This is a genomic window from Reyranella sp. (assembly GCF_004297405.1).
GTDB lineage: Bacteria > Pseudomonadota > Alphaproteobacteria > Reyranellales > Reyranellaceae > Reyranella.
The window spans coordinates 845929-869186 of the sequence record NZ_SCVC01000006.1; the positions used below are offsets into that span (position 1 = coordinate 845929).

Genomic DNA, 23258 nt, shown 5'->3' on the forward strand with positions numbered 1-23258 from the left:
TTCCTCCCTCTTTGGCCGCTCAGTCGAAGAACAGGTCGTTCGACACCGGCCGGAAATGCTCCTCCACCATCGCCGCGGTCACGCCTTCGATGGTCGGCGGATTCCAGACCGGCTTCTGGTCCTTGTCGATCAGCAGCGCGCGCACGCCCTCGAAGAAGTCGTGGCCCTTCTGCATGCAGCGCTGCGACATACGGTATTCGATGGTCATCGTGTCCTCGAACGATCGATTCGCACAGCGGCGAAGCTGCTCCAGCGTGATCGCCATGGACAGCGGCGAGAGCTTCATTAGCGCCGCGAGCTGCTTCTGCGAAAACTCGCTGTTCGACTTCTTGAGCTTGGCCACGATCTCCTGCAGCGTCTCAGCCGAGAAGCAGCGGTCGATCTCGGGCATCAACGACGGCAGCGTCGCCTCACCCGGATCGGCCGTGAACTTGGCGATCACCGCATCGACCTTCTCGTTGGCGCGCGGCCCCGAGAGATCGGCCGCGCCCAGCGCTGCCTGCAGGTCGTTGATCTTGGCACTCGGCACATGCGCCTGCACTATGCCGGCCCACAGCGCGTCAGCCACCTTCAGCCGGTAGCTGGTGAGTGCCAGGAAGGTTCCGAGCGCGCCCGGCAGGCGCGTCAGGAAATAGCCGCCGCCGACGTCGGGAAAGAGCCCGATGGTCGTTTCCGGCATGGCGAACAGGAACTTCTCGCTCGCCACCGAGTGCGAGCCGTGCGCCGAGAGGCCCACGCCGCCGCCCATGTTGATGCCGTCGATCAGCGAGATCCACGGCTTGGCGTAGCGATAGATGCGGCGGTTGACGATGTACTCGTCGCGGAAGAAGTCGCGGCGCAGGGTGCCCGCAGGATTGTCGCGCATCTCGCGATAGAGGCCGGCCACGTCGCCGCCGGCGCAGAAGGCGCGATCGCCGGCGCCGCGCAGGATCACCGCCTTGACCGCGGGGTCCTTCTCCCACTGCGGCATCATCCGTTCCATTTCCTGGATGATGTTGTGCGACAGGGAATTCAGGACCTTGGGACGGTTCAGCGTCATCACGCCCAGGCCGTCTTTCACCTCGAACAGAATCTCTGCTTCAGACATCACAACTCCAAAAGAAAAACCGCGCCGCGAAGAGGCCGTGCCGGCGGCGCCCTCATCATCCCATCAACAGTCTGCGCGAGATGATCACCCTCATGATCTCGTTGGTGCCTTCGAGGATCTGGTGGACGCGCAAGTCGCGGAGATAGCGCTCGATGGGGAAGTCCTTCAAGTAGCCGTAGCCGCCATGCAATTGCAATGCGTCGTTGACGACACGGAAGCCCACGTCGGTGGCGAAGCGTTTGCCCATGGCCGCGGCCTGTGTCGCCTCCGGTGACTTGGCGTCGAGCAGTGACGCCGCCCGCCAGATCATCAGCCGCGCCGCGTCCAGTTCAGTCGCCATGTCCGCGAGCTTGAACTGCGTCGCCTGGAAATCGGCGATCGGCTTGCCGAACTGCTTGCGCTCCACGACGTAGCGCGACGCCGTCTCGAGGCAGGCGCGCGCGCCGCCCAGCGAGCAGGCGCCGATGTTGATGCGGCCGCCGTCGAGACCCGTCATCGCGATCTTGAAGCCGTGGCCTTCGGGTCCCAGCCGGTTGGCGACCGGCACCTTGCAATTGTCGAAGATCACCGCCGCGGTCGGCTGGCTGTTCCAGCCGAGCTTGTTCTCCTGCTTGCCGAAGGAAAGCCCCGGCGTGCCCGCCTCGACCACCAGGGTCGAGACACCGCCCGCCCCCGGCCCGCCGGTGCGCAGCATCACAACATAGATGTCGCTGCGGCCGCCGCCCGAAATGAAGGCCTTGGTGCCGTTCAGGATGTAGTGATCGCCACTCAGCTCCGCGCGCGTGGCGAGTGCTGCCGCATCCGACCCGGCGCCTGGCTCGGTGAGACAGTAGCTCGCGAAATGCTCCATCGAGCAGAGCTTGGGCAGGAAGCGCTTGCGCTGCTCGTCGTCGCCAAAGCCGTCGATCATCCACGCCGCCATGTTGTGGATGGAGATGTAGGCCGCCGTGCTGGGACAGGCCGCGGCCAGCTCCTCCATGATCAGGGCCGCGTCGAAGCGCGAGAGGCCGCTGCCGCCGACATCGTCCTTCACATAGATGCCGCCGAACCCCAGCGCCGCCGCCTCGCGCAGGACGTCCTCGGGAAAGATCTTCTCGGCATCCCAGCGCGCAGCCTCGGGCAGCATCCGCTCCGTCGCGAATTGCCGCGCCGTGTCGCGGAAGGCTTGTTGGTCTTCGGAAAGCGAAAAATCCATGCGCGGCGGATCATATCTGGGGGTCTCCCCCGGTCAACCGCGATGGCAACCGCAGGGGCGGAGCCCTACACTTGCGCGATGAGTTGGCGCACCCTGAGTGAGGACGAAGCCGCAGTGCTTCCCGAGGCCCGGCTGGGTGGCGCCCTGCTCTGGCTCGTCGTTGCCGCGTCGGCTGTTTGCCTTGTGGCACTCCTGGGCTCGGTGCTGGCATTCGACAGGCTGCGCGAACTCGGTCTGCGATACATGCTCGCCGTGGGCTTCGTCACCGTGTGGTCGCTCACCTTCCTCGTGATGACCCTCCTGCGTTGGCGCGGAACGCCCCTCGTCGCGAGTGCCGGGCTCCTACTCTGGATCGCCGGCCGCGCCGGCATCGTGATCTCCGGAGGCGCGCTATCGCACTGGCCGCTGCTGGTCGATCTCACTGCAGAGGCCGCCCTGGCTGCTGGCTTCTGCGGCTATATGGCCGGCGCGGTGCGACCCAATGCCTATTATCGCCGTCGCCTACCCACGGCCTGAGCGGCTATAAGACCCAGCCATGCCCGCTCGCTTTACCACCCTCGGCCGTTTTCCCACCACGCGGCTCCGCCGCAACCGCCGCGAGGACTGGTCCCGCCGCCTCGTCGCCGAGAACAAGCTCTCGGTCGACGATCTGATCTGGCCGGTATTCGTGCAGGAAGGCCAGAACCAGCGCACGCCGGTCTCCTCCATGCCGGGCGTCGACCGCCTCTCGATCGATCTCTTCGTCGAGGCCGCCAAGGAAGCACGCGATCTCGGCATCCCCGCCATCGCGATCTTCCCCGAAACCGATCCCAAGGCGAAGACGCCCGATGCGCGCGAGGCCTACAATCCGGACAATCTCGTCTGCCGCGCCATCAGGGCCGTGAAGAAGTCCGTCTCCGATGTCGGCATCGTGTGCGACGTGGCGCTCGATCCCTTCAACAGCGACGGCCATGACGGCATCGTGCGCGACGGCTACGTGCAGAACGACGAATCGGTCGAGGCGCTGGTCAAGCAGGCGATCGTGCAGACCGAAGCCGGCGCCGACATACAGGCGCCCTCCGACATGATGGACGGCCGCATCGGCGCGATCCGCAAGGCGCTCGACGGCAAGGGCTATGGCAATGCCCAGATCATGTCCTACGCCGCCAAGTTTGCCTCGGCCTTCTACAATCCGTTCCGCGACGCCATCGGCAGCTCGGGCGCGCTGAAGGGCGACAAGAAGACCTATCAGATGGACTACGCCAACTCCGACGAAGCGCTGCGCGAAGTGAGCTTCGACATCGAGGAAGGCGCCGACATGGTCATGGTCAAGCCTGGCCTGCCCTATCTCGACGTGGTGCGCCGCGTGAAGGACACGTTCGGCGTGCCGACCTACGCCTACCAGGTGAGCGGCGAGTACGCGATGCTGCGCGGCGCTGCCGATCGCGGCTGGCTCGACTGGAACAAGGTGCTGATCGAGACGCTGACCGGCTTCAAGCGCGCTGGCTGCGACGGCATCCTGACCTATGGCGCCGTGGATGCGGCCCGGCTGCTGAAGAGCAAGTGATCGCCCCGCATGATTGAGCGTCCATCGGCCCGGCTGATCCTGCTCGACCCGCAGGACCGCCTCTTCCTGTTCAACGTGCACGACCCCGCGGTGTTCGATCCCGCCCAGCCGTTCTTCGATCCGTTCTGGGTGATGATCGGCGGCCTGGTCGATCCCGGCGAGGATTTCGCCGAAGCCGCGGTTCGTGAGGCCGGCGAAGAAACCAAGCTGCCGGTGATCGACGAGCCCCGCTGGGTCTGGACGCGTGAGCGGCGCATGAGCTGGCGCGGCAAGGATGTGATGCACAAGGAGCGCTTCTTCCTGGCGCGCACCGACCGCACCGAGATCGACACGTCCGGCCTCGACGAGAAGGAACGGAGCTGGACCCGCGGCCATCGCTGGTGGACCGCCGACGAGATCGCCGCGTCCGGCGAACGCTTCGAGCCGCTCGACCTCGGCGCCCGTCTCGGGACGCTGCTGCGCGACGGCCCCCCGGCGGAGCCCGTCGTCCTCGGCTAACCCGCAGCGAGCATCTTTCGCACGTCTGCGAAGGCCATCATCTCGCGCATCCAGGCGAACGACCCCTGCTCCTTCATCGCACGGCCGGCATCGACGAAGGCCGCCAGCGCGAGGCGTGAGAGCGCGCCGCCGACGCTGATGCGCTTGGCGCCGGCCTCGGCGAGCTGCGCCACGGTGACGTCGGGATCGAGCCAGCCCGTGACCACGTTGAACGGACGCTTCACGGCGCCGACGAACTCGCGCACTTCGGCCACGTTGCGCAGGCCCGGCGCGTAGAGCACGTCCGCACCGGCGGCTTCGTAGGCCTGCAGCCGGCGGATCGTGTCGCCCTTGTCGTTGCGGCCGTGCAGCAGGTTCTCGGCACGGGCGGTCAGCATGAACGGCACCGGCAACGCCCGCGCTGCCTCCACCGCGGCACGCACGCGCGCTACGGCGAGGTCGAAGTCATAGATCGGGTTCTTCGGATCACCGGTCGAATCCTCGATCGAGCCGCCGACGGCGCCGGCTTCTGACGCAAGACGGATCGCCTCGGCCGCCGCTGCGGGCTCGTGTGCGAAGCAATTCTCCAGGTCGACGTTCACCGGCAGGTCGGTCGCTTCGGCAATCGCCCGGCAGTTGGCGATCACCTCGGCTCGGCTCACCTTGCTGTCGGCGCGGCCGAGCATGTTGGCGAGGCCCAGGCTCGTGGTCGCCAGCGCCTCGAAGCCGATGGCCGCGAGCAGCTTCGCCGTGCCGGCGTCCCACGGATTGGGAATGACGAAGGCGCCCGGCCGCTCGTGCAGGGCGCGGAACGTCGAGGCTTTGTCGGCTTGGCTGGGCATGCGCCCCTCCCTGGATGTCGTTAGTGGGTCGCCGTGACAATTGCCGGTTCGCCAATCATTGTGAAATGCATTGTTCTTACAGTTTCCATCAGGATTACTGATCCATGGATATCGATGAGATCCAGACCTTCGTCGCCATCGCCGAACTCGGCGGCTTCACCCGCGCCGCTCAGCGATTGCACCGCTCGCAGCCCGCCATCAGCCGCCGCCTCGGCCTGCTGGAACAGGAGTTGGGCGCGCCGCTGTTCGAGCGCATCCGCGGCCATGCCCGCCTGACCGAGGCCGGCCGCGCTTTCCTGCCTCATGCCGAGGCCGCCCTCGCCGCTCTCAAGGATGCGCGCGAGGCCGTACGCACCCTGCAGACCGGCCTGCAGGGCGCGATCTCGCTGGCCCTGGTCGGCACGCTGGCCGACACGCACATCGTCGACGTGCTGCGCCGGTTCGCGCGTCGCTCGCAGGATGTCCGGCTCGAACTGCGCACGGCGTCGAGCGCGGAGATCACGGATCTCGTGCGCCGCGGCGAAGCAACGTTAGGCTTGCGCTACTTCGCCAGCGAACGGCCGGAACTCGTCTCGCTGGACGCCGGCGGCGAGGCGATGCTGGTGGTCGCCGCTCCCGGTCACCGCCTGGCTGGACGCCGCATACGCGACGCGCGTGCGCTCGCCGGCGATCGCTGGATCGGCTTTCCGCCGGTGCAGGGCGAACGCGACTCCTCGGGTCATATTCTCGCGCGGCAGTTGATCAGGGCCGGGCTGGATGCGGCCGACCTCACCCTGATCGACAGCCTGACGGCCCAGAAGCGTCTCACCCAGGCGGGCTTTGGCCTCGCGCTGGTGCCGGAGAGCAGCGTGCGCGACGAGCTGCGCCAAGGTTTGCTGGTCGCGCTCGATGTGCCGGCGATACGGACCACCATCCCGATCATCGCGCTCCATCGCCGCAACGGCTATCTCAGCCCCGCTGCCAAGGCTCTGCTGGCCTTGCTGACGGGCGGTACGCTGCGCCTGAAGCCGCGCCGCGCGAAGGGCTCGTGAATCGCGCCTAACCTTGCCGGACGGTGCCAGCATCGCTAGTCGACTTCGGCAGGATACCAAGGAGGGTATGCAGCGATGACGATGGCTTCGGCGGAATACTTGGCCCTCGCTCGTGCAATCGATTGCACGAACTATCACTTTGACCGCTGCATCGCCGTGGCCGGTGGAGAGCGATGCGGCCTGTTCCTGCACAAGCTCCTGCGGTGGCACCGATACACCAAGGTCACCCGCAACGGATACAAGTGGGTGACGCTGACGCGCGCGGAATGGCAGGCGGAACTGCACTGCACGCCCAAACAGATCCGTCTCGTTCTCGAAAAGATGACGGCCCTCGACTTCATCGTGCGCGAACAGCACTTCTTCAGCGGCAACAAGCCATCGCTGTTCGTGCAACCGACGGGAACGCTCTTCCTTGCCCTGACTGGCGAAGGGCCCACCCAGGCAGGCCCTCCGGGGCCCAGCCAGGATGGCCCTTTAGGGCCATCCCTATATGTAAACCTTCATAGTAAACTCTAATTAGAAACTAAGATTGCGGTCGGCTTCGCCGCCGCGGCCCCTCTCCCACAGTTCGTGCAACCGATTGCACGCGCTGAGAGGTGCATCGGTCAGTGGCGATCCCGTTCCTTCTCGCGCTTGCGTTCCTCGTGTTCAGCCGAAGCGCCGCGGTAAGCGCGCCAGGCGAGCACGAGAGCAACCAGCGAGCAGGCCAAACCGACGATCAGAGCCATGGGTTCGATGTTAGTCATATCGGGACCTCAGCGGTCGAAAAACCTCGCGACGGCCGTGTCGCTCCAGGGGCGCCGGCTACCAACGCCGTGGAAACCGACATGTCCGCCATACCGCGACAGCAGCGGCGTCAGCGACGGGCTGCTGGCCCAATCATAGCCGCTGTAAAGCGCGCCGGGAATCCAGGGATCGTCGAGGGCGGCGATCACAAGGGTCGGCACCCGGATACCGCCCATGAAGCGCAGCGGCTTGCAGCGCTCGTAATAATCCTCGGCACCGGCAAAGCCGTGGCGCGGGGCGATGAAGACCTCATCGTAGTCCCACACCGAGCGCGAGCCGAGAATTGCGGCGCGCTCCACCGCCGTCACCTCCGCACCCGCAGCCGTCGCCTCGATCTTCATCTGGCCCAGGATGTGACGATGATAGAGCGTGTTGCGCGGCCGCATCATGTTGCGGCACGTCACCGAAAGGTCGATGGGCGCGGAGATGCTGGCCGCCGCCGCCAACGGGCAGGCGCTGCCCTCCTCGCCCAGGTACTTCAGCAGCATCGCGGCGCCCAGCGAGTACCCCGCCGCGACCATCCCCTCGCGCGTCAGCTCGTCCGGCAATCCGGCCAACAACGCGCGAAAGTCCTGGCTGCGGCCAGCATAGTATTGCCCCTTGCAGCTCGGCCGCGACGGACCGGCACCGCGCAGGTTCACGCGCAGCACGCGCTGCCCGCGCTCCAGCATCGTGCGGGCCATGCTGTAGATGTAGTGACTTTCCTGCGAACCCGTCAGGCCGTGGATCAGGATGACGAGCGGCGTTCCCGGCCTCGGCGTCTGCGGCCGGTCGAGCGTGCAGACCAGCGTATCGCCGGTGCCGTCGTTCAAGGCGATGGGCAGCCGCTCGCTCGCATGAGGCGCCAGATCGCAACGAGGCGGCACCAGGACATTGGCGACGGTCTGCAGATCGCCACCCCACCAGGGAAAGCGCGGACGAAAGGGCGGCGGATCGAGGCTCACACCCCGATATTAGCAAGCCGAACCGGCAAGCTGATCGAAGAATTTCTCCACCGCGAGATCGCACCAGGGCTGCTCGCTGTCGTGGGCATGGAAGCCGATATGACCGCCCGCCGGCGGCATCACCGGCAACAGCCAGGGATTTTCCGCCCAGTTGATTTCCCGATAGTACTCGACCGGAATCCACGGATCGTCGCAGGAGGCGATGACCATGCTCGGCACGCGAATCTCCGGCATGAAGGCCATCGGCGAGCAAAGCTCGTAGTAGTCCTCAACGCCACGGAAACCGTAGCGCGGCGCGAGGAACTTGTCGTTGAAGTCCCATACGCTGCGCGCCGCCCGGATGATCTCGCACTCCTCCGCCGTGTTCGACGCGCCATCGGCCAGCGCCTCGGCCTTCATGTCGTTCAGCAGATAGGCGTGATAGAGCCAGTTGCGCGGGCGCATCATGTGCTTGCAGTTGCGCGCCAGATCGATCGGCGCGCAGATCGTCGCCGCACCACGCAAGGGCGAGAAAGCCCCCTCCTCGCCGAGATACTTCAGCAGCATCGCGCCGCCAAGCGAATAGCCCACGGCGACGATGCCGTTGTTGGTGAGATCGTCGGGAATCTGCGACAGCACACGCCGGAAGTCGGCGGTGCGGCCGAGGTGATAATGCTCCCGGCAATAGGGCCGCGACGGTCCGCTGCCGCGCAAGTTGAGTCGCAGCACGCAGTAGCCACGATCGAGAAGATGGCGTGCCGTGTTGAGCATATAGGCGCTGTCTTCGCTGCCCGTACATCCGTGAACCAGCAACGCCAGCGGCCGCCCCGCAACCGTTTCCGCCGGCCGGTCGAGCATGCCGAGGAGAATGTCGCCGGTGCGATCGGCCATCGGAAAGGCCAGCCGCTCGCTGGTGTGCGGTGCAAGATCGAGCACGCGCGACGAGGTCAGCCGGATGGCGATCGTCTGGAGATCAGCCCCCCACCAGGGAAAACGCGGCCGAAACGGCGGCAGGTCGAGAGAATCGATGGACGGGGGCACGTCGGAAACCGTATTCATTTGTTCTTCAGGATGAAAACGTCGAATACCCTGCCAAGTTCCGCGCTGCTTGGCGCCCTCTACGCCGTCAGCGCCGCGATCGCTTTCAGCACGGCTGGTGTCATTGTGCGGCGCATCGATCTTCCCGCATGGGATGTATCGTTCTGGCGCAGTGCATTGTTGGTTGTCACGATGTTGCCATTAATGATCTGGCAACGCCGCGCCATCCTGATCGATTCGCGCAATGCCGGCCTGGCTCTTGTGATGAGTGCGGTGTTGCTGGCAGGTAGCTTCGTCAGCTTCATTCTCGCGCTGGGTCTCGCACCTGTCGCCAACGTGCTCATCATGTTCGGCGCGACGCCGTTCATCACCGCCATCGCTGCACGAATCTTCCTCGGTGAACGCCTGCACAGTCATACGATTCTGGCCATGGGCGTCGCCGTAATCGGACTCGCCATCAGCGTTGCAGGGTCGCTGCAGGCCGGTGCGCTCGCCGGCATGGCGGTCGCCTTCATTGTCGTGCTCTGCATGAGCGGCAACTACGTGGTCGTGCGCCATCGTCGCGATGTCGGCATGGCGCCGGCAATCTGGTTGGCTGGCCTCATCTCCGGCCTGGTGGCCCTGCCTTTTGCGCATCCCGAAAATGTTACCTGGGCGCAGCTTCCCTGGCTGTTTGCGCTCAGTCCCGGCCAGCTTGCCGTCGGGCTGATGCTCTACATGGCGAGCCTCAAGCGCATTCCGGCAGGCCGTGCAGCCTTGCTTGGCCTGCTGGAACTGGTCCTCGGTCCCATCTGGGTATGGCTGTTCGATGGCGAAAAGCCGGGCGATCTCACCTTGATCGGCGGCGCCATCGTGATCAGTGCGGCTGCGGCCAACGTGTGGCTGGATTCGCGCCGACCCTCTGGCTAAGAACTTGATATGACCCAGAATACGAAAGGCCCACTGTCGGGCATCACCGTCGTCGATCTCTCCCGCATCCTCGCGGGCCCCTACTGCACCCTGCTGATGGCCGAGATGGGCGCACGGGTGATCAAGGTCGAACCGCCCAAGGGCGGCGACGATGCGCGCGCCTACGGTCCCTTCGTCAACGGCAAGTCGACCTATTTCGCCTCGGTCAATCGCGGCAAGGAGAGCATCGCGCTCGACCTCAAGGCCGAGGGCGACCGCAAGATCTTCGAGAAGCTGCTCGAGAAGGCCGACGTCGTGGTCGAGAACTTCCGGCCCGGCACGATGGAAAAGCTGGGCTACGGCTGGGAGACGCTGCACGCCAAGTATCCGCAGCTCATCTACGCTTCGGCTTCGGGCTTCGGCCATACCGGCCCGAACTCCAAGGACCCGGCGTATGACATGGTCATGCAGGGCATGGGCGGCATCATGAGCATCACCGGCAACGAGGGCCAGCCGCCCAGCCGCGTCGGCATGTCCGTCGGCGACATTGGCGCCGGCCTCTACACCGCCGTCGCGGTCAACGCCGCAATCGTCCATCGCCTCAAGACCGGCGAATCGACCAAGGTCGACATCGCCATGTTCGACTGCCAGCTCGCGCTGCTCGAGAACGCGATCATGCGCTACACGGTCGAGAAGGAAATCCCCGGCCCGCTCGGCGCGCGCCATCCGACCATCACCCCCTTCGAAGCTTTCGCCACGTCCGACGGCTCGATGATCATCGCAGCGGGCAACGACAGCCTGTTCATCAAGATGTGCGAGGCCCTCGGCCGGTCCGACATGGCCACCAACCCCGAGTACAAGTCGAACGCACTGCGCCAGAAGAGCCAGAAGAAGCTGAAGCAGGAAATCGAGTCCGTGCTGAAGACGAATACGACCGATCACTGGATTGCCGTCGTGTCCAAGGGCGGCGTGCCCTGTGGCCCGATCAACAACATCGCCCAGGCGATCGCCCATCCGCAGGTCGCGGCGCGCAACATGCTGGTCGAGGTGCCGGACGGCAGCGGCGGCACTCTGAAGCTCGCAGGCAACCCGCTCAAGATGTCGGCCTTCGCCGATCCGTCGACACGGGCGGCCGCACCCGATCTCGACGCCGATCGCCAGGCGATTCTTTCCTACATCGGCGGCTGAGATCGTGCGGGCGTTGCTGCGTATTGCCGCCGGCCTGGGCAAGTTGCTGGTCGGCGCCGTGTTGGCGCTCGCCGTCCTCCTGCTCGGCACGTACTTCCAGGTGCGCGGTGCGTTGCCGGTCTACAATGGCCACCTCGATGCGGCCGGCCTGAAAGCGCCGGTCGAAATCCAGCGCGACAAGAACGCCGTACCGCACATCATCGCGGGCTCGCTCGAGGATGCGGCTTTCGCACTCGGCTATGTCCATGCACAGGATCGCTTCTGGCAGATGGAGCTGATGCGGCGGCTGGGTCAGGGCCGTCTCGCCGAACTCGTGCCGCCAGCGCTCGTCGGCGGTGGCCTGGTCGAAAGCGACCGCACGATGCGCGGGCTCGGCGTCTATCGCAAGGCATCCGATAGCGTGAATGCGCTCTCGCCCACCATGCGCGCGCAGATCGAAGCCTATGCCGCGGGCGTCAACGCCTGGATCTCCAACGAGGACCAGCAGTTTGGCCTCGAACTCACGGTGGTGAAGCTCCTGTCCGGCGGCCGCTACCGGCCCGACCCGTGGCGGCCGGCCGATTCGCTGGTCTGGGCCAAGCTGATGGCGCTGGGTCTCGACGGCAACTGGCGCGCGGAACTCCTGCGACTGCGGCTCGCCAACAAGATCGGCGATGATGGCGTGAAGTTCCTTATCGAGCCGGCTGGTGAGAGTCGTGACTCCACGCTCTCGCTGGTGACGCAGGCAGTGCGGGGCATCGATCTCGATCGGCTCTATCGCGAGACCGACAATGTCGCCACGCGCAAGCGCGAGGCGTCCAACGAATGGGTGCTGTCCGGCGCCCATGCGGTGTCGGGCAAGCCGCTGCTCGCCAACGACCCGCACCTCGGCTTCTCCTTCCCCGGCGTCTGGTATCTCGCTCGTCTGGTCGGGCCAGGGTTCGACATTCGCGGCGCCACCTCGCCCGGCTCGCCGGCCGTCGTGCTGGGCCACAACGGCACGATCGGCTGGGGCTTCACCACCACCAACCTCGACAGCCAGGACGTGTTCGTCGAGCGGGTCGATCCTACCGATCCCAACCGTTACATCACGCCGGACGGCGCCCGCTCCTTCGGCGTGCGCGAGGAGACGATCAACGTCGCCTGGGGCGATCCCGTCACGATGCGCGTGCGCGAGACGCGGCACGGGCCGGTGATCGACGATTTCATCCGCCGCACCGAAGGGCTGCCGCCACAGGGGCACGTGCTGGCGCTGCAGGCGACTGCACTCGACGGGGCGGACACGTCAGCCGAAGGCTTCGGCCGCCTCGGCACGGCGCAGAACTGGGAAGAATTCCTCGCGGCGGCGCGGCGCATCGGCTCGCCGATGCAGAACATGGTCTATGCCGACACCTCCGGGAACATCGGCCTGATCGCGCCGGCCAAGGTGCCGATCCGCCGCAAGGGCGATGGCTCGATGCCGGTGCCGGGCTGGACCGGTGAATTCGACTGGGCGGGCTTCGTGCCGTTCGATGAGCTGCCGCGCGTCTACAATCCGCCGGCCGGGCTCATCGTCAACGCCAATGCGCGACTGGTGCCCGACGACTACCGCCACTTCATCAGCAAGGACTGGGCCGAGCCCTATCGCCAGCGCCGCGCCAACCAGCTCCTGCGCGAAGTCGAGCGCCACCCGGTCTACGGCATGATCGTCATGCAGGCCGACAATCTCTCGCTCGACACCAACGACATCCTGCCGTTCCTGCTACGTGGCACGGCGCGCAATGCCCGCGCTGCCCGGGCACATGAGATGCTGGGCCGCTGGAACCGCTTCATGCTGGCGAGCCGGCCCGAGCCGCTGATCTACACCGCCTGGATCACCGAACTGCAGCGTGGCCTGCTGGCCGATGAACTGGGAGCAAGCCTCTTCGATGCCCTCGCCGCGCCCAACGTCCCTCTGATGGTGCGTATCCTGCGCGACAAGCCCGGCTGGTGCGACGATGGCGGCACCATACAGACGGAAACCTGCGACGATGCCATCGCGCTCGCGCTAGAGCGCGCACTGGACTGGATCGCGCGACGGCACGGACCGGACATGTCCACATGGCAGTGGGGCAAGGAGCATCTTGCCGTGCATCGCCATCCCCTGTTCGACCGCATCCCGCTGCTCAGCAACTTCGCTTCGGTGCGTTTCACGTCGGATGGCGGCAGCCAGACGCTCAACCGCGCCTCGCCCTCCTATCGAGGCAACCGGCCGTTCGACGCGGTGCACGGTGCCGGCTATCGCGGCATCTACGATTTCAGCGACCTCGAGAACAGCCGCTTCGCCATGCCGCTCGGCCAGTCGGGCAACATGCTCTCGCCCTGGGCGCGCAACTTCGTCGAGAGCTGGCAGAACCTTTCCTACATCGGGATTGGCGGCACGCGCGCCGAGACGGCCCGCACCGCCATCGGCACGATCACCCTGGCGCCACCGCAACGCTAGGGACTTTCCGTCTCGACTTGATCTGCTCGGACAGGCAGCATCACTTCGGTCGGCAATGTCGGAAAGCTCGCTCTTCATCCACAGCGATCTCCTGGGCCACGTGCCCAACCCCGGATTCAGCGGACCCGGGGTTGGCCGTTCATTCCACACGATCGATGCCGATGGCCTTCGATTCAGCGGAGAGAGGCCGGTATCGAGCGAAAGGCCGATCCTGACCGTTGGCGATTCCTATACCTACGGCGACGAGGTCCGCGACGAAGAGGCGTGGCCCGCACAATTGCAAAGGATCATGGGCCGCCCGGTGCTCAACGGCGGCGTGACCGGCTACGGCTTCGACCAGACGGTCCTGCGCGCCGAACAGCTTGTCGACCGCCACGATCCGTCGGTCGTCATCGTCGGCTTCATCACGCACAATATTCAACGCGCCGAAATGCGCTGCATGTGGTGGCGCAACAAGCCGTGGTTCGCGATCGAGGGCGATCTACTGGTGCTGAAGGGCGTGCCGGTGCCGAACCGGAACAGTCAGGCGCGACTGCCCGTCCACATCCAAAGGCGAATCGACACCGCCTTGCTCGCCCTGCCGCCGTTTCTGCAACATCTGTTCGGCTACCACAGGCGCGCCCATCGCGCGGGCTTCGGATTGGAGATCTCCAAGCGGCTCATCGAGCGCTTGGCCCGTATGCAGGCCGAGCGCGACCTCAAGGTCATCCTCCTGGCGCAGTATCCGCCCGACACCTGGATCAACAGGGGATACCTCAATCAACAACGCCGTTTCGTGCAGGCGTTGTTCGATTGTGCGGCAGCCCACGGGATTGCCACCGTAGACACCTTCCGCCGACTTGCTACCGAACCCAAGCCGCAGGATTTCTACGCGAACGCACATATGAATGCGCGCGGCAATTCGATGATCGCCAGCCTCCTAGCGGCCACCTTGCCGACCTTGATTAAATAGCCTTCCGCTGGCTGCCCCCTAAGCCTCGTCGATCGGCGGCACTTCCCGGTGGGCAAGGAGCTTGTCGATGCGCCGGCCATCCATGTCGACGATCTCGAAGGACCAGCCTTCGTAGGTGAACTTTTCACCGGCGACCGGCAGGTGCCCGAGCTGAGCCAGCGCAAAGCCCGCGATCGTATGGAAGCGGCCGCTGCCGGACGGAGCCGCAAGGGCCAGCCGATTGAAGATGTCAGCGGCCGGCGCCATTCCGTCGATCAGGAGCGAGCCGTCGTTGCGTACCTGGACGTCCGGCCTGTCGCCATCCGCCTCCGGCAGTTCGCCGGCCAGCGCCTCCAGAAGGTCGGCCTGGGTGACGATGCCCTCCAGCCCGCCATACTCGTCGACGACCACGGCCAGCCGCACCGGCGCCTGCTTGAACTCGTCGAGCACCTTGAACACGGGTGTGGCCTCGTGGACCAGCAGCGGCTTGCCGATGACGGCTTCGAGATCGAGCGGGCTGCCGGCCAGGAGCTGGTTCAGGAGATGCTTCTTGGACACCGCCCCCATCAGCTCGTCGACGCTGCCGCGGCTCACGATGAGCTGCTCGTGCCGGCTCTCCCGGAGCGTCTTCACGATGTCTTCGTAACTGTCGTCGAAATCGATCCAGTCGACTTCGGTGCGCGGGGTCATGATGTCGCCGATACGCCGGTTGCCGGCGTCGAGGGCGCGCATAACGACCTCTTCCTGCGCCGCCTGCAGGAGGCCGGCATCCTGGCTGGCGGCGACCAGCAGCTTCAGCTCGCTCGCCGAATGCAGCGATCCTTCACCGGTGCCAGGCCGAAGCCCGCAAAGCCGCAGCACCAGATTGCCCAATCCGTTCAGCACGAAGATGGCCGGCCGCAACAGCCACAGGAACACCGCCAGCGGCCGCACGATCCAGAGGGCCGTCCCTTCGCTGCGTTGCAAGGCGAGGCTCTTCGGCGCCAATTCGCCCAGCACGATGTGAAGGGTGGTGATCACGATGAAGGCGAGCGCAACGGCGATGGTGTAGCTGGTGATCCCCGCCCACGCCCCCATGGTGTCGCCCAGCAGCGGCTGGATCAGGTGAGCCAACGCCGGCTCGCCGACCCAGCCCAGTCCCAGCGAGGAGATGGTGATGCCGAGCTGGGTAGCGGCCAGATTGGCATCGAGGCTGCCCAGTGCCTTATCGAGTGCCTTGGCATTCATCCGGCCCGCCGCCACCAGCTCGACCACACGGCTGCGGCGAACGGCAACGAGGGAGAATTCTGCAGCGACGAAAAATCCGTTGGCGGCGACGAGGACGAGAACAGCGATCAAACCGCCAATATCGGACATTATCTGCTCCAGCTCAGGGTCGTCGCTATCTAGGTTTGTCGCCGGCGAGCGTGATGCGGTGCATGACGCGGCGATAGCCGTGATAGTCGTTGATCGGGTTGTGCATGGCCGCGCGATTGTCCCAGAAGGCGAGCGACCCTGCCTCCCAGCGGAACCGGCAGGTGAATTCAGGCCGGGTCTGGTGCTCCCACAGGAACTTCAGCAACGGCAGGCTCTCCTTCTCGGTCCAGCCCTTGATGTGCGAGGTATGGGCGTCGGACGTGTAGAGCGCCTTACGGCCGGTCTCGGGATGCGTGCGCACGATCGGATGCTCGGCCGTCAGCTCCTTGAGCTCGGCCCCCGCCGCCTTCATGCGATCTTCGCGGGTCTTCGAGACATCGGCCTTGGCCGAGGAGCTGATGCCGATCAAACCATCGAGCGTCGCCCTCAGTCCCTCCGAGAGCGCCTCGTAGGCGAGATACTGGTTGGCGAACATCGTGTCGCCGCCGTAGGGCGGCACCTCGCGCGCCAGCAGCATGCTGCCCATCGGCGGGACCGGCAGATAGGTCGTGTCGGAGTGCCAGATGCCGCCGAAATTGTTGCGCTCGTGTTCGAGCTTCACCACTGGCGTGATCATCTGCGATTCCGGCAGGCCCTTGAGCTGCGGATATTCGATCGGCTCGCCAAACTTGCGCGCGAAGGCAAGCTGCTGCAGCGGCGTCACGGTCTGCCCGCGCAGGAAGATCACGAGATGGTCGAGCAGCGCCTGGCGCATCTCGGCGACGATATCGGCTTCGAGGTCGCGCGACATGTCGATGCCATGGATCTCCGCGCCCAGTGCACCGGCGATCGGCCTGACCTCGATGTGGCGATAGTTACGCATGTGCCCGCTCCCTATCCTTTGCGCCAAGATGGCGACGTCTTGGCCTTGAACGCCTTGATCCCCTCTGCCGCCTGCGGCCGTCGCAGCAGGCTGACCAGACTTTCCGCCGCGGCGTCGAGGACCGTGCGATCGTCTTGGGTCGCACACGACAGTACCAGACGCTTGGCCGCCGCGAGGGCTGCCGGTTCCATCTTGAGAATGTCGTCGAGCAGGGCCTGGAGTGTCGCCTCGACTTCCTCGGCGGTTCCACAGAGGTAACGTCCCACGCCCAGCCGATGGGCCTCGGCCGCGTCGATGACGCGGCCCGTCACGGCGAGGTCACGCATCGGCCCCTCGCCCAGGCGTCGCACCAGAAACGGAATGATCTGCGAGGGGATGAATCCCACCTTCGGTTCCGGCACACCGAAATGCGCACTCTGGTGCAGCACCACGACGTCGGAACAGCAGGCCATGCCGAAGCCGCCGCCGACGGCCGAGCCCTCGACGACGGAGATCGTCGCCTGTGGCAGCGCATCGAGGGCGAGCAGCGCGTTGCCGAACTGCCGGTACGCCGGCAGCAGCGGATCCTCGGCGCCGTTCGCCGGCCGCGGCGGCATGTCGGCCATCGCGTCGAGATCACCACCGGCGCAGAAGTGCCCGCCCGCGCCGCGGATCACCAACACCCGGCAAGCCGCATCGTCGCGGACGCGTGCGAAGACGTCTTCGAGTTCCAGCATCATGCCGTGGGTCAGCGCATTGCGGCGCTCCGGCCGGTTGAGCGTCAGCCATGCGACGGCGTCGCGGCGGTCGAGCTTCAGGAAGACATAGTCGGCCATGGGCAAAGTCTTAACGAGCGACTATCCTGCCAACAAGATGATGCGTTTCGTCATTCCGCTGCTCGCGGGCTTCCTGTTGATGGCTGCCGAAGCGGCGGCGAACGATTGGGCCGATGTCGCCACGCCGGCGCCCGGCCCACCCCAATCCATCGGCTTCTACACTGCAGGTTGTCTGCAGGGCGCTCAGGCGCTTCCGCTCGACGGTCCGGGCTACGAGGCGATCCGGATCAGCCGCAATCGCTACTGGGGACAGCCCGTCACCGTCGATTTCATCACGACCCTCGCCGAGAAGATGCGCGCCGCCGGCCAGGCGCATCTCTACATCGGCGACCTCGGGCAGCCGCGCGGCGGGCCTGCTCCCTCGGGCCATGCCAGCCATCAGGTCGGCCTCGATGCCGACATCTGGTTCGAGCGCCAGCCCGGCGCGCGACGCGCGCCTGCGGAGCGCGAGAACCCGCGGCTGCGTTCGCTGCTACTTCCCAACGACAGCGGCATCGACGACACGGTGTTCTCCCAGCAGCACGTGCTGTTGCTGCGCACGGCCGCCGAGATGCCGAACCTCGACCGCATGTTCGTGAACAAGTGGATCAAGCAGCGGATCTGCAACACGGCCACCGGCAATCGGAGCTGGCTGCGCAAGCTCGTGCCCTGGTACGGGCATGACGAGCATTTCCACGTCCGGCTCTACTGCCCACCCGGCAATCCGCAGTGCCAGCCGCAAGCCGCCTACTCTGACGACGATGGCTGCGGCGAAGCGCTGGAGTCGTGGTTCCGCAAAGCGCCACCCACGCCACCGCCTCCGGGCCCGCCGAAGCCCTATCGCCCCAAGCTGCCCGCCGCCTGCCAGGCCGTACTCAACGCGCGCTAAATGTCCGGCTCGTTCAGGATCACCCGCCTCCAACCCTCCGACGCCGAGGCGTTCCGGACCATTCGCTTGGCCGCGCTACGGACTGCACCGGAGGCGTTTGGCTCGACATACGAGATCGAGGCGAACCGGCCTCTGAGCACCTTTGCCGAACGGCTCTCTTCCTCTGCCGTTTTCGGCGCCTACGACGGCCAGCAAGTTGTCGGCATGGCCGGTTTCATGCAGGAAGCCGGCCCGAAAGTCTCCCACAAGGCCTTCGTCTGGGGCTTCTATGTCGAGCCGGCGTGGCGTGCACGAGGCGCAGGATCGGCTCTCGTCGCCGCACTGATCGAGGCGGCCCGCGATGTCGTGGAACAGCTCACCCTAACGGTCGTCGAGGGTAACGACCCCGCGATCGCCCTCTACACGAAGTTCGGATTCACCACCTATGGCGTGGAGCCTCGCGCCCTCAAGACATCGGCCGGCTACGTCAATGAAGTCTTGATGACGTTGCGCCTGCCGAGTGGAGCAGATGCGAAGCCAAAGGGCACATGACGATCGGCCAAGATTTCGACGTCCTACTGGAAGAAGCAGAACGGCGGCCCTTCGTCGGGTGGGATGTCTCCTATGACCAGCGCATACGGATCACACCACCCTGGGATTTCGGAGCGATCGTCGACGCCCATGCCCGTCTCTCGGCCGACTTGCTGGACCTCGGCACTGGCGGTGGCGAATGGCTGAACGAGCGGCCGCATCTTCCGACACGAACGGTCGCAACGGAGGGGTGGGCGCCCAACGTTCCAGTGGCACGCGCCCGACTCGAACCACGCGGGATCGATGTGATTGCCGTGCACGGCGCACCCGACAATGTCGATCTAGAAGATTTCACGGCAGAGGGCGTCCTGCCCTTTCCGGCGGCCGACTTTCACCTCGTCATCAGCCGCCACGAATCCTACGTGCCGAGCGAGGTGCTGCGGGTGCTCGCGCCAGGTGGGATATTTCTCACCCAGCAAGTCGCCTCGGGTGGCGCCAACGATTTCTATCGCCTCTTCGACGCGCCTCCTCCGTCGGTTCCGATCGCGTGGAACCTCGCCTTTGCGGTTCGGCAGCTCGAAGGTGCCGGTTTCACTGTCACGGAGAAGGCCGAGGGCTTCGAGATTATCGAGTTCGCCGATGTCGGTGCCCTCGCCTGGTACCTGAAGAACCTGCCGTTTGTTTATCCTGATTTCACCATTCCCGCGGCTCGCCAGAAACTGCGGCGCCTCCACGCCGACAATCGTCGAGCCGGATCAATAACGATCCGGCAGCCGTTGTTCTGGCTGAAAGCGGCGGCGCCTGGAGCGACAGGCCCTCAACGGCCTTAGGCCGTACCGCCGCAGCGGTTGGCGCGCTCGCGGGCCTGGACGTCGAGCCAGTCGAGGCCGCCGACACTGCCCAGCCGCTGCCAGCTCACCTGGAGGGTGCCGTCGGGCACGCGGCTCACGAGATAGCGCGATTCGGCCTGCGGAGCGCTGCGCGGCACGAAGGAGATCGCGGTGACGCCCGGCTGCGGCGACGGCGTCTGGGCGACCACGAAGCCCTCGCCAGCCGGTTGCGACAGGCAGCTCACCATGTAGTCGAGCGGCACGGTGTAGATGCTCGTCCACGCCGGCGTCGGCGGCGTCTGGGAGGTCGTCGTGACACAGGCTGCGGCGGCAAGCGCGATCAGGATGGGCAACACAGCATGCTTGGACATCTCTCACCTCGGTGAACGGTCGATCCTACCCTACTCCCCCTGTCCCAGCAGAGACCCTGCCCGGCGCGAGGACCGGAAGAACCACTGGAATACCTGGAAGCCTACGATCAGATAAACGATCGACAGGCCGAAGGCGAACGCCATCAGATCCCAGTGCACGGTCCCTTCCGCCAGGATCGAGCGCATGCCCTCGAAGACATAGGAGGTCGGCACGCCCCAGGCGATCACCTGCAGCCAGTGCGGCAAGACAGAGATCGGATAGTAGACGCCGCTCACCGGCATCAGGATGAAGACGGCGGCCCAGGCGAAGGTCTCCGCACTCTGGCCGACCCTCATCACCAGCCCGGACATGGCAAGCCCGATCGACCAGGAGAACATCTGCAGGATCACGAAGAAGGCGATCAGTGGCAGGCCGAGTGTGTAGATCGAGTAGCCGAAGAAGGCCCAGGCCAGCAGCGACACCGGCACCATGCCCAGCAAGGTGCGCAGCAGCGCCACGATCACGATGCCGGCCGCCATCTCCCAGGAACGGATGGGACTGACGAAGAGATGGCCGAGGTTGCGCGACCACATCTCCTCCAGGAAGGCGATGCTGAGCGAGAGGTTGCCGCGCACCACGAGTTCCCATAGCAGCAGGCCGGCCAGCAGCACGCCGGCGGCATGGCCGACATACGTGGTCTGGTTCGCCAGGAACTGGGTCAGGAAGCCCCACATCACCATCTGCACGGCCGGCCAGTAGATCGAATCGACGATGCGCATCACCGACCCGCTCCACAGGTGAATGTGGCGCATGACCAGGGCGAAGATCCGGCGCAGCGAACCGCTCATGGCGTCGTCCCCTGTTTCTTCAGAGCGTCGAGCCCACGGCCGCGGCCGCGCGCCATGTCGAGGAACACCTCCTCCATGTCCTCGCGGCCGAACCGTTCGATCAGCTCGCGCGGGCTGCCACGCTCGAAGACCTTGCCCGCTTGCAGCAGGATCACGTCGTCGCAGAGGCGCTCGACCTCGCCCATGTTGTGCGAGGCCAGCAGGATCGTGGCGTGCGTCTCGTGCTGATACTCCTCGAGATAGCCGCGTACCCAGTCGGCCGTGTCCGGATCGAGCGACGCCGTCGGCTCGTCGAGCAGCAGCACGTCGGGCTTGTTGATCAGCGCCTTGGCCAGCGCCACGCGCGTCTTCTGCCCGGCCGAAAGCTTGCCGGCCTGACGGTCGAGGAACGGCTCAACCTGCATCTGGCGCGCCACCTCGATGATCCGCGCCTTGAGGTCCTTCACGCCGTAGAGGCCGCCATAGAACATCAGGTTCTGCCGTACCGTCAGCCGGTGCGGCAGGTCGACGTAAGGCGAGGAGAAGTTCATGCGCGGCAGGGCCGCATAGCGGCGCTTCAGCATATCGATGCCGAGAATGCTGATGCTTCCCGCCGTCGGCTCGAGCAGGCCCAGCAGCATGGCAATCGTCGTCGTCTTGCCGGCGCCATTGCCACCCAGCAGGCCGAGCACCGTGCCGCGCGGCACGGAGAAGGTCAGGTCGTCGACAGCGACGACCTCGCCATACACCTTGCGGAGGTGCTGGACCTCGATGGACGGGACATTCGACATGCTTGCATCAAGATGCCTTGATCGCCGCTTCGATGCGATCGAGACCTTTGCTGAGCCGCTCTGCGCTGGAGGCGAAGCAGAGGCGAACATTGCCCTGCCCGCCCGGCCCGAACGCCTCACCCGGCGCGAGACCGACCTTGTGCTTCTTCGCCAACGTCTTGCAGAAGGAGAGCGTGTCCGTCACGCCGTCGACCGAGAAGAAGGCGTAGAACGCCGCCTCCGGCCGCGAAATCGTGACCCGCGGCAAAGCCGACAGTCGCTGGAATACGAGCTCGCCGCCGGCGCGGCAGCGCTCGACCATCTCGGTGACGAAATCATCGCCCTTCTCGACCGCGGCGATGCCGCCGCGCTGCAGGAAGCTCGGCACACCGGACGTATTGATCTGGACCAGCTTGGCGAACTGCTCGCCGAGCTGCGCCGGATGCGTCAGCCAGCCCAACCGCCAGCCGGTCATCGCCCAGGGCTTCGAAAAGCTGTTGAGCACGATCAGCGGATCGTCGGGTCCCGCGAGTTCGAGGAAAGACGGCGCGACCTGCCGGCCATCGGGGCGCTTGGTGTAGATCAGGCGGGCATAGACCTCGTCGGCCATGATCCAGACGCCGCGCTTCTTCGCGAAGTCGAGCAGTGCCCGTTGCTCATCGGCCGTCATCGTCCAGCCCGTCGGGTTGCCCGGCGAGTTAACGAAGATCGCGCGCGTGCGCGCATCGACGGCGTCGAAGACCTTCTGGAGATCGAGCTTCCAGCCGCCGTTGGGCGTCCGATCCAGGGCGACATACTTCGGCTCACCGCCGACCAGCTTGGTGGCGGAAGTGATGTTCGGCCAGATCGGCGAGACGATCACGATGTTGTCGCCGGGATCGAGCAAGAGCTGGCAGGTCAGCAGGATCGCCTGCATGCCGCCCGTCGTCACCGTGACGCGGTCGGGTGGACACTTGATGCGATAGAGCCGTTCGGTATAGGCCGAGAGCGCCGCCCGAAGCTCGGGAATGCCGCGCTGCCAGGTATAGAAGGTCTCGCCGGCTTGCAGCCCCTTGGCCGCAGCATCGCGCACGAAATCGGGCGTCACGAGATCGCTTTCGCCGAACCACAGGGGCACGACCTCGGGATCGCCAAACACAGACATGGACACTTCGGCAATGGGGGTATCGGGCATGCCGGCAGTGGCGCCGCTCAGCGAGGCAGCAATGCCCGGCGCGACAAATCTGGTCTGATCTTGCATCCTTCCGACGTAGCGCATCGTCTGGAATTGCGCCAGACGTCCACCTGCCCGACAATTGTTGGCGGCGAGGCCAAGCCTGACTAATCGCCTGTCATGTCGGCCTCATCCTCTGATGGAGAAGGAGATGAAACACCCTATCGCTTTGCTATCGACCGCTTTGCTCGCCGTCCTGTTGGGCGCCTGTGTGCATGGCGACAACGTCGAGCGGCTGCACGCCGGCATGAGCCGCGACCAGGTCCAGGCCATCCTGGGCCCATCGGAAAGCTCGACCCATTCGCCGGGTAAAGAGTGCGCCTATTACACAGTGTTGAAGGACTTCTGGCAGCGCACGCCCTGGACCATGTCGGACCGCTACTACGTTTGCTACACCGACGGAAAGGTCGAGACCTTCGGACGGGCCGACCGGCCTGATGTTGCACAGGTGACAGCGCAGTGACTGCGAGATACCTTGCACCTA

Annotated in this window: 26 protein-coding genes; 13 read left to right on the forward strand and 13 right to left on the reverse strand. The window is 65.6% G+C overall.

Translation table 11 applies throughout. From position 1 onward, the window contains the following. Positions 1-19: 19 nt before the first annotated feature. Together EPO50_RS06530 and EPO50_RS06535 are read right to left on the reverse strand one after the other, a co-directional pair. Positions 20-1087 carry an enoyl-CoA hydratase/isomerase family protein gene (locus EPO50_RS06530; protein ID WP_296342150.1) on the reverse strand — a complete coding sequence of 356 codons (1068 nt, stop codon included), beginning with the start codon at positions 1085-1087 and terminating at the stop codon, positions 20-22. Positions 1088-1142: 55 nt separating this feature from the next. Continuing rightward, positions 1143-2282, reverse strand: coding sequence for an acyl-CoA dehydrogenase family protein (locus tag EPO50_RS06535; protein WP_296342153.1), 1140 nt, complete (start codon positions 2280-2282; stop codon positions 1143-1145). A 78-nt stretch (positions 2283-2360) separates the two neighbouring features. Here EPO50_RS06535 and EPO50_RS06540 point away from each other — a divergent pair, with 78 nt between their 5' ends. Genes EPO50_RS06540 through EPO50_RS06550 form a run of 3 tightly spaced genes read left to right on the forward strand, consistent with a single transcriptional unit; the run spans position 2361 to position 4326 of the window. Continuing rightward, on the forward strand, positions 2361-2798 hold the full coding sequence (locus EPO50_RS06540) for a hypothetical protein (protein WP_296342155.1): 438 nt from the start codon (positions 2361-2363) through the stop codon (positions 2796-2798). 19 nt (positions 2799-2817) lie between these two features. Beyond that, entirely contained in the window at positions 2818-3828 is a 1011-nt protein-coding gene (gene hemB, locus EPO50_RS06545) for a porphobilinogen synthase (RefSeq protein WP_296342158.1), read from the forward strand. Between the two features lie 9 nt (positions 3829-3837). Beyond that, on the forward strand, positions 3838-4326 hold the full coding sequence (locus EPO50_RS06550) for an NUDIX domain-containing protein (RefSeq protein WP_296342160.1): 489 nt from the start codon (positions 3838-3840) through the stop codon (positions 4324-4326). On the opposite strand, the gene EPO50_RS06555 is transcribed toward EPO50_RS06550, so the two are convergent. Next, positions 4323-5147, reverse strand: a complete 825-nt coding sequence (locus EPO50_RS06555; protein ID WP_296342162.1) for an oxaloacetate decarboxylase — start codon at positions 5145-5147, stop codon at positions 4323-4325. The genes EPO50_RS06550 and EPO50_RS06555 overlap by 4 nt on opposite strands. A 104-nt stretch (positions 5148-5251) precedes the next feature. Between EPO50_RS06555 and EPO50_RS06560 the strand changes: the two genes are divergently transcribed. Beyond that, positions 5252-6178 carry a LysR family transcriptional regulator gene (locus tag EPO50_RS06560; RefSeq protein WP_296342164.1) on the forward strand — a complete coding sequence of 309 codons (927 nt, stop codon included), beginning with the start codon at positions 5252-5254 and terminating at the stop codon, positions 6176-6178. A gap of 75 nt (positions 6179-6253) precedes the next feature. Beyond that, positions 6254-6694 carry a hypothetical protein gene (locus tag EPO50_RS06565; protein ID WP_296342166.1) on the forward strand — a complete coding sequence of 147 codons (441 nt, stop codon included), beginning with the start codon at positions 6254-6256 and terminating at the stop codon, positions 6692-6694. An 89-nt stretch (positions 6695-6783) separates the two neighbouring features. Here the strand turns inward: EPO50_RS06565 and EPO50_RS06570 are convergent, their stop codons facing one another. The 3 genes from EPO50_RS06570 to EPO50_RS06580 are packed head-to-tail and all read right to left on the reverse strand — an operon-like array spanning position 6784 to position 8946. Then, a complete protein-coding gene (locus EPO50_RS06570; RefSeq protein WP_296342167.1) occupies positions 6784-6924 on the reverse strand; it encodes a hypothetical protein in 141 nt (46 codons plus the stop codon). A 9-nt stretch (positions 6925-6933) separates the two neighbouring features. Beyond that, positions 6934-7908: an alpha/beta fold hydrolase gene (locus tag EPO50_RS06575; RefSeq protein ID WP_296342169.1), complete on the reverse strand. Its 975-nt coding sequence runs from the start codon at positions 7906-7908 to the stop codon at positions 6934-6936. Between the two features lie 9 nt (positions 7909-7917). Further along, positions 7918-8946 carry an alpha/beta fold hydrolase gene (locus EPO50_RS06580; protein ID WP_296342172.1) on the reverse strand — a complete coding sequence of 343 codons (1029 nt, stop codon included), beginning with the start codon at positions 8944-8946 and terminating at the stop codon, positions 7918-7920. 12 nt (positions 8947-8958) lie between these two features. Between EPO50_RS06580 and EPO50_RS06585 the strand changes: the two genes are divergently transcribed. Genes EPO50_RS06585 through EPO50_RS06600 form a run of 4 tightly spaced genes read left to right on the forward strand, consistent with a single transcriptional unit; the run spans position 8959 to position 14393 of the window. Continuing rightward, complete coding sequence (locus EPO50_RS06585) at positions 8959-9834, forward strand: DMT family transporter (protein ID WP_296342174.1); 876 nt, start codon at positions 8959-8961, stop codon at positions 9832-9834. Positions 9835-9843: 9 nt separating this feature from the next. After that, positions 9844-11001: a CaiB/BaiF CoA-transferase family protein gene (locus tag EPO50_RS06590; protein WP_296342176.1), complete on the forward strand. Its 1158-nt coding sequence runs from the start codon at positions 9844-9846 to the stop codon at positions 10999-11001. 13 nt (positions 11002-11014) lie between these two features. After that, the gene (locus EPO50_RS06595; RefSeq protein ID WP_296342178.1) at positions 11015-13441 is read left to right on the forward strand and encodes a penicillin acylase family protein; all 2427 of its coding nucleotides are present in this window, start codon (positions 11015-11017) and stop codon (positions 13439-13441) included. Positions 13442-13496: 55 nt separating this feature from the next. Further along, entirely contained in the window at positions 13497-14393 is an 897-nt protein-coding gene (locus EPO50_RS06600; protein WP_296342180.1) for a GDSL-type esterase/lipase family protein, read from the forward strand. Positions 14394-14411: 18 nt separating this feature from the next. On the opposite strand, the gene EPO50_RS06605 is transcribed toward EPO50_RS06600, so the two are convergent. The 3 genes from EPO50_RS06605 to EPO50_RS06615 are packed head-to-tail and all read right to left on the reverse strand — an operon-like array spanning position 14412 to position 17405. Continuing rightward, positions 14412-15728, reverse strand: a complete 1317-nt coding sequence (locus tag EPO50_RS06605; protein WP_296342182.1) for a hemolysin family protein — start codon at positions 15726-15728, stop codon at positions 14412-14414. Positions 15729-15753: 25 nt separating this feature from the next. Beyond that, complete coding sequence (locus EPO50_RS06610) at positions 15754-16590, reverse strand: TauD/TfdA family dioxygenase (protein ID WP_296342184.1); 837 nt, start codon at positions 16588-16590, stop codon at positions 15754-15756. 11 nt (positions 16591-16601) lie between these two features. Beyond that, the gene (locus EPO50_RS06615) at positions 16602-17405 is read right to left on the reverse strand and encodes an enoyl-CoA hydratase/isomerase family protein (protein WP_296342186.1); all 804 of its coding nucleotides are present in this window, start codon (positions 17403-17405) and stop codon (positions 16602-16604) included. Here EPO50_RS06615 and mepA point away from each other — a divergent pair. From mepA to EPO50_RS06630, 3 genes are read left to right on the forward strand one after another with little or no spacing between them, the layout of a single operon-like run. After that, positions 17404-18273 carry a penicillin-insensitive murein endopeptidase gene (gene mepA / locus EPO50_RS06620; protein WP_296342188.1) on the forward strand — a complete coding sequence of 290 codons (870 nt, stop codon included), beginning with the start codon at positions 17404-17406 and terminating at the stop codon, positions 18271-18273. The genes EPO50_RS06615 and mepA overlap by 2 nt on opposite strands. Continuing rightward, positions 18274-18804: a GNAT family N-acetyltransferase gene (locus EPO50_RS06625; protein ID WP_296342190.1), complete on the forward strand. Its 531-nt coding sequence runs from the start codon at positions 18274-18276 to the stop codon at positions 18802-18804. It begins immediately after the preceding gene. After that, positions 18801-19613, forward strand: a complete 813-nt coding sequence (locus tag EPO50_RS06630) for a class I SAM-dependent methyltransferase (RefSeq protein ID WP_296342191.1) — start codon at positions 18801-18803, stop codon at positions 19611-19613. The genes EPO50_RS06625 and EPO50_RS06630 overlap by 4 nt, the downstream gene beginning before the upstream one ends. Here the strand turns inward: EPO50_RS06630 and EPO50_RS06635 are convergent. The 4 genes from EPO50_RS06635 to EPO50_RS06650 are packed head-to-tail and all read right to left on the reverse strand — an operon-like array spanning position 19610 to position 22801. Beyond that, the gene (locus EPO50_RS06635; protein ID WP_296342193.1) at positions 19610-19984 is read right to left on the reverse strand and encodes a hypothetical protein; all 375 of its coding nucleotides are present in this window, start codon (positions 19982-19984) and stop codon (positions 19610-19612) included. The two genes, EPO50_RS06630 and EPO50_RS06635, sit on opposite strands and share 4 nt — an antisense overlap. A gap of 30 nt (positions 19985-20014) precedes the next feature. Further along, positions 20015-20812 (reverse strand): ABC transporter permease, encoded by a 798-nt coding sequence (locus EPO50_RS06640; protein WP_296342196.1) that lies wholly within the window; start codon positions 20810-20812, stop codon positions 20015-20017. Then, entirely contained in the window at positions 20809-21582 is a 774-nt protein-coding gene (locus tag EPO50_RS06645; protein ID WP_296342198.1) for an ABC transporter ATP-binding protein, read from the reverse strand. The genes EPO50_RS06640 and EPO50_RS06645 overlap by 4 nt, the downstream gene beginning before the upstream one ends. Positions 21583-21589: 7 nt before the next feature. Continuing rightward, positions 21590-22801, reverse strand: a complete 1212-nt coding sequence (locus EPO50_RS06650) for a pyridoxal phosphate-dependent aminotransferase (protein ID WP_296342200.1) — start codon at positions 22799-22801, stop codon at positions 21590-21592. 124 nt (positions 22802-22925) lie between these two features. On the opposite strand from EPO50_RS06650, the gene bamE reads away from it, so the two are divergent. Continuing rightward, a complete protein-coding gene (gene bamE / locus EPO50_RS06655; RefSeq protein WP_296342204.1) occupies positions 22926-23237 on the forward strand; it encodes an outer membrane protein assembly factor BamE in 312 nt (103 codons plus the stop codon). Positions 23238-23258: the final 21 nt, after the last annotated feature.

Excerpts from the sequence above, each read along its gene's own strand:
- EPO50_RS06640 (WP_296342196.1), bottom strand. The coding sequence starts at position 20,812 with ATGAGCGGTTCGCTGCGCCGGATCTTCGCCCTGGTCATGCGCCACATT.
- EPO50_RS06615 (WP_296342186.1), bottom strand. The coding sequence starts at position 17,405 with ATGGCCGACTATGTCTTCCTGAAGCTCGACCGCCGCGACGCCGTCGCA.
- EPO50_RS06610 (WP_296342184.1), bottom strand. The coding sequence starts at position 16,590 with ATGCGTAACTATCGCCACATCGAGGTCAGGCCGATCGCCGGTGCACTG.
- EPO50_RS06555 (WP_296342162.1), bottom strand. The coding sequence starts at position 5,147 with ATGCCCAGCCAAGCCGACAAAGCCTCGACGTTCCGCGCCCTGCACGAG.
- bamE (WP_296342204.1), top strand. The coding sequence starts at position 22,926 with ATGAAACACCCTATCGCTTTGCTATCGACCGCTTTGCTCGCCGTCCTG.
- EPO50_RS06570 (WP_296342167.1), bottom strand. The coding sequence starts at position 6,924 with ATGACTAACATCGAACCCATGGCTCTGATCGTCGGTTTGGCCTGCTCG.
- EPO50_RS06645 (WP_296342198.1), bottom strand. The coding sequence starts at position 21,582 with ATGTCGAATGTCCCGTCCATCGAGGTCCAGCACCTCCGCAAGGTGTAT.
- EPO50_RS06605 (WP_296342182.1), bottom strand. The coding sequence starts at position 15,728 with ATGTCCGATATTGGCGGTTTGATCGCTGTTCTCGTCCTCGTCGCCGCC.
- EPO50_RS06580 (WP_296342172.1), bottom strand. The coding sequence starts at position 8,946 with ATGAATACGGTTTCCGACGTGCCCCCGTCCATCGATTCTCTCGACCTG.
- EPO50_RS06585 (WP_296342174.1), top strand. The coding sequence starts at position 8,959 with ATGAAAACGTCGAATACCCTGCCAAGTTCCGCGCTGCTTGGCGCCCTC.
- mepA (WP_296342188.1), top strand. The coding sequence starts at position 17,404 with ATGGGCAAAGTCTTAACGAGCGACTATCCTGCCAACAAGATGATGCGT.
- EPO50_RS06560 (WP_296342164.1), top strand. The coding sequence starts at position 5,252 with ATGGATATCGATGAGATCCAGACCTTCGTCGCCATCGCCGAACTCGGC.
- EPO50_RS06650 (WP_296342200.1), bottom strand. The coding sequence starts at position 22,801 with ATGCAAGATCAGACCAGATTTGTCGCGCCGGGCATTGCTGCCTCGCTG.
- EPO50_RS06565 (WP_296342166.1), top strand. The coding sequence starts at position 6,254 with ATGACGATGGCTTCGGCGGAATACTTGGCCCTCGCTCGTGCAATCGAT.
- EPO50_RS06625 (WP_296342190.1), top strand. The coding sequence starts at position 18,274 with ATGTCCGGCTCGTTCAGGATCACCCGCCTCCAACCCTCCGACGCCGAG.
- EPO50_RS06635 (WP_296342193.1), bottom strand. The coding sequence starts at position 19,984 with ATGTCCAAGCATGCTGTGTTGCCCATCCTGATCGCGCTTGCCGCCGCA.
- EPO50_RS06630 (WP_296342191.1), top strand. The coding sequence starts at position 18,801 with ATGACGATCGGCCAAGATTTCGACGTCCTACTGGAAGAAGCAGAACGG.
- EPO50_RS06540 (WP_296342155.1), top strand. The coding sequence starts at position 2,361 with ATGAGTTGGCGCACCCTGAGTGAGGACGAAGCCGCAGTGCTTCCCGAG.
- EPO50_RS06590 (WP_296342176.1), top strand. The coding sequence starts at position 9,844 with ATGACCCAGAATACGAAAGGCCCACTGTCGGGCATCACCGTCGTCGAT.
- EPO50_RS06535 (WP_296342153.1), bottom strand. The coding sequence starts at position 2,282 with ATGGATTTTTCGCTTTCCGAAGACCAACAAGCCTTCCGCGACACGGCG.
- EPO50_RS06550 (WP_296342160.1), top strand. The coding sequence starts at position 3,838 with ATGATTGAGCGTCCATCGGCCCGGCTGATCCTGCTCGACCCGCAGGAC.
- EPO50_RS06600 (WP_296342180.1), top strand. The coding sequence starts at position 13,497 with ATGTCGGAAAGCTCGCTCTTCATCCACAGCGATCTCCTGGGCCACGTG.
- hemB (WP_296342158.1), top strand. The coding sequence starts at position 2,818 with ATGCCCGCTCGCTTTACCACCCTCGGCCGTTTTCCCACCACGCGGCTC.
- EPO50_RS06530 (WP_296342150.1), bottom strand. The coding sequence starts at position 1,087 with ATGTCTGAAGCAGAGATTCTGTTCGAGGTGAAAGACGGCCTGGGCGTG.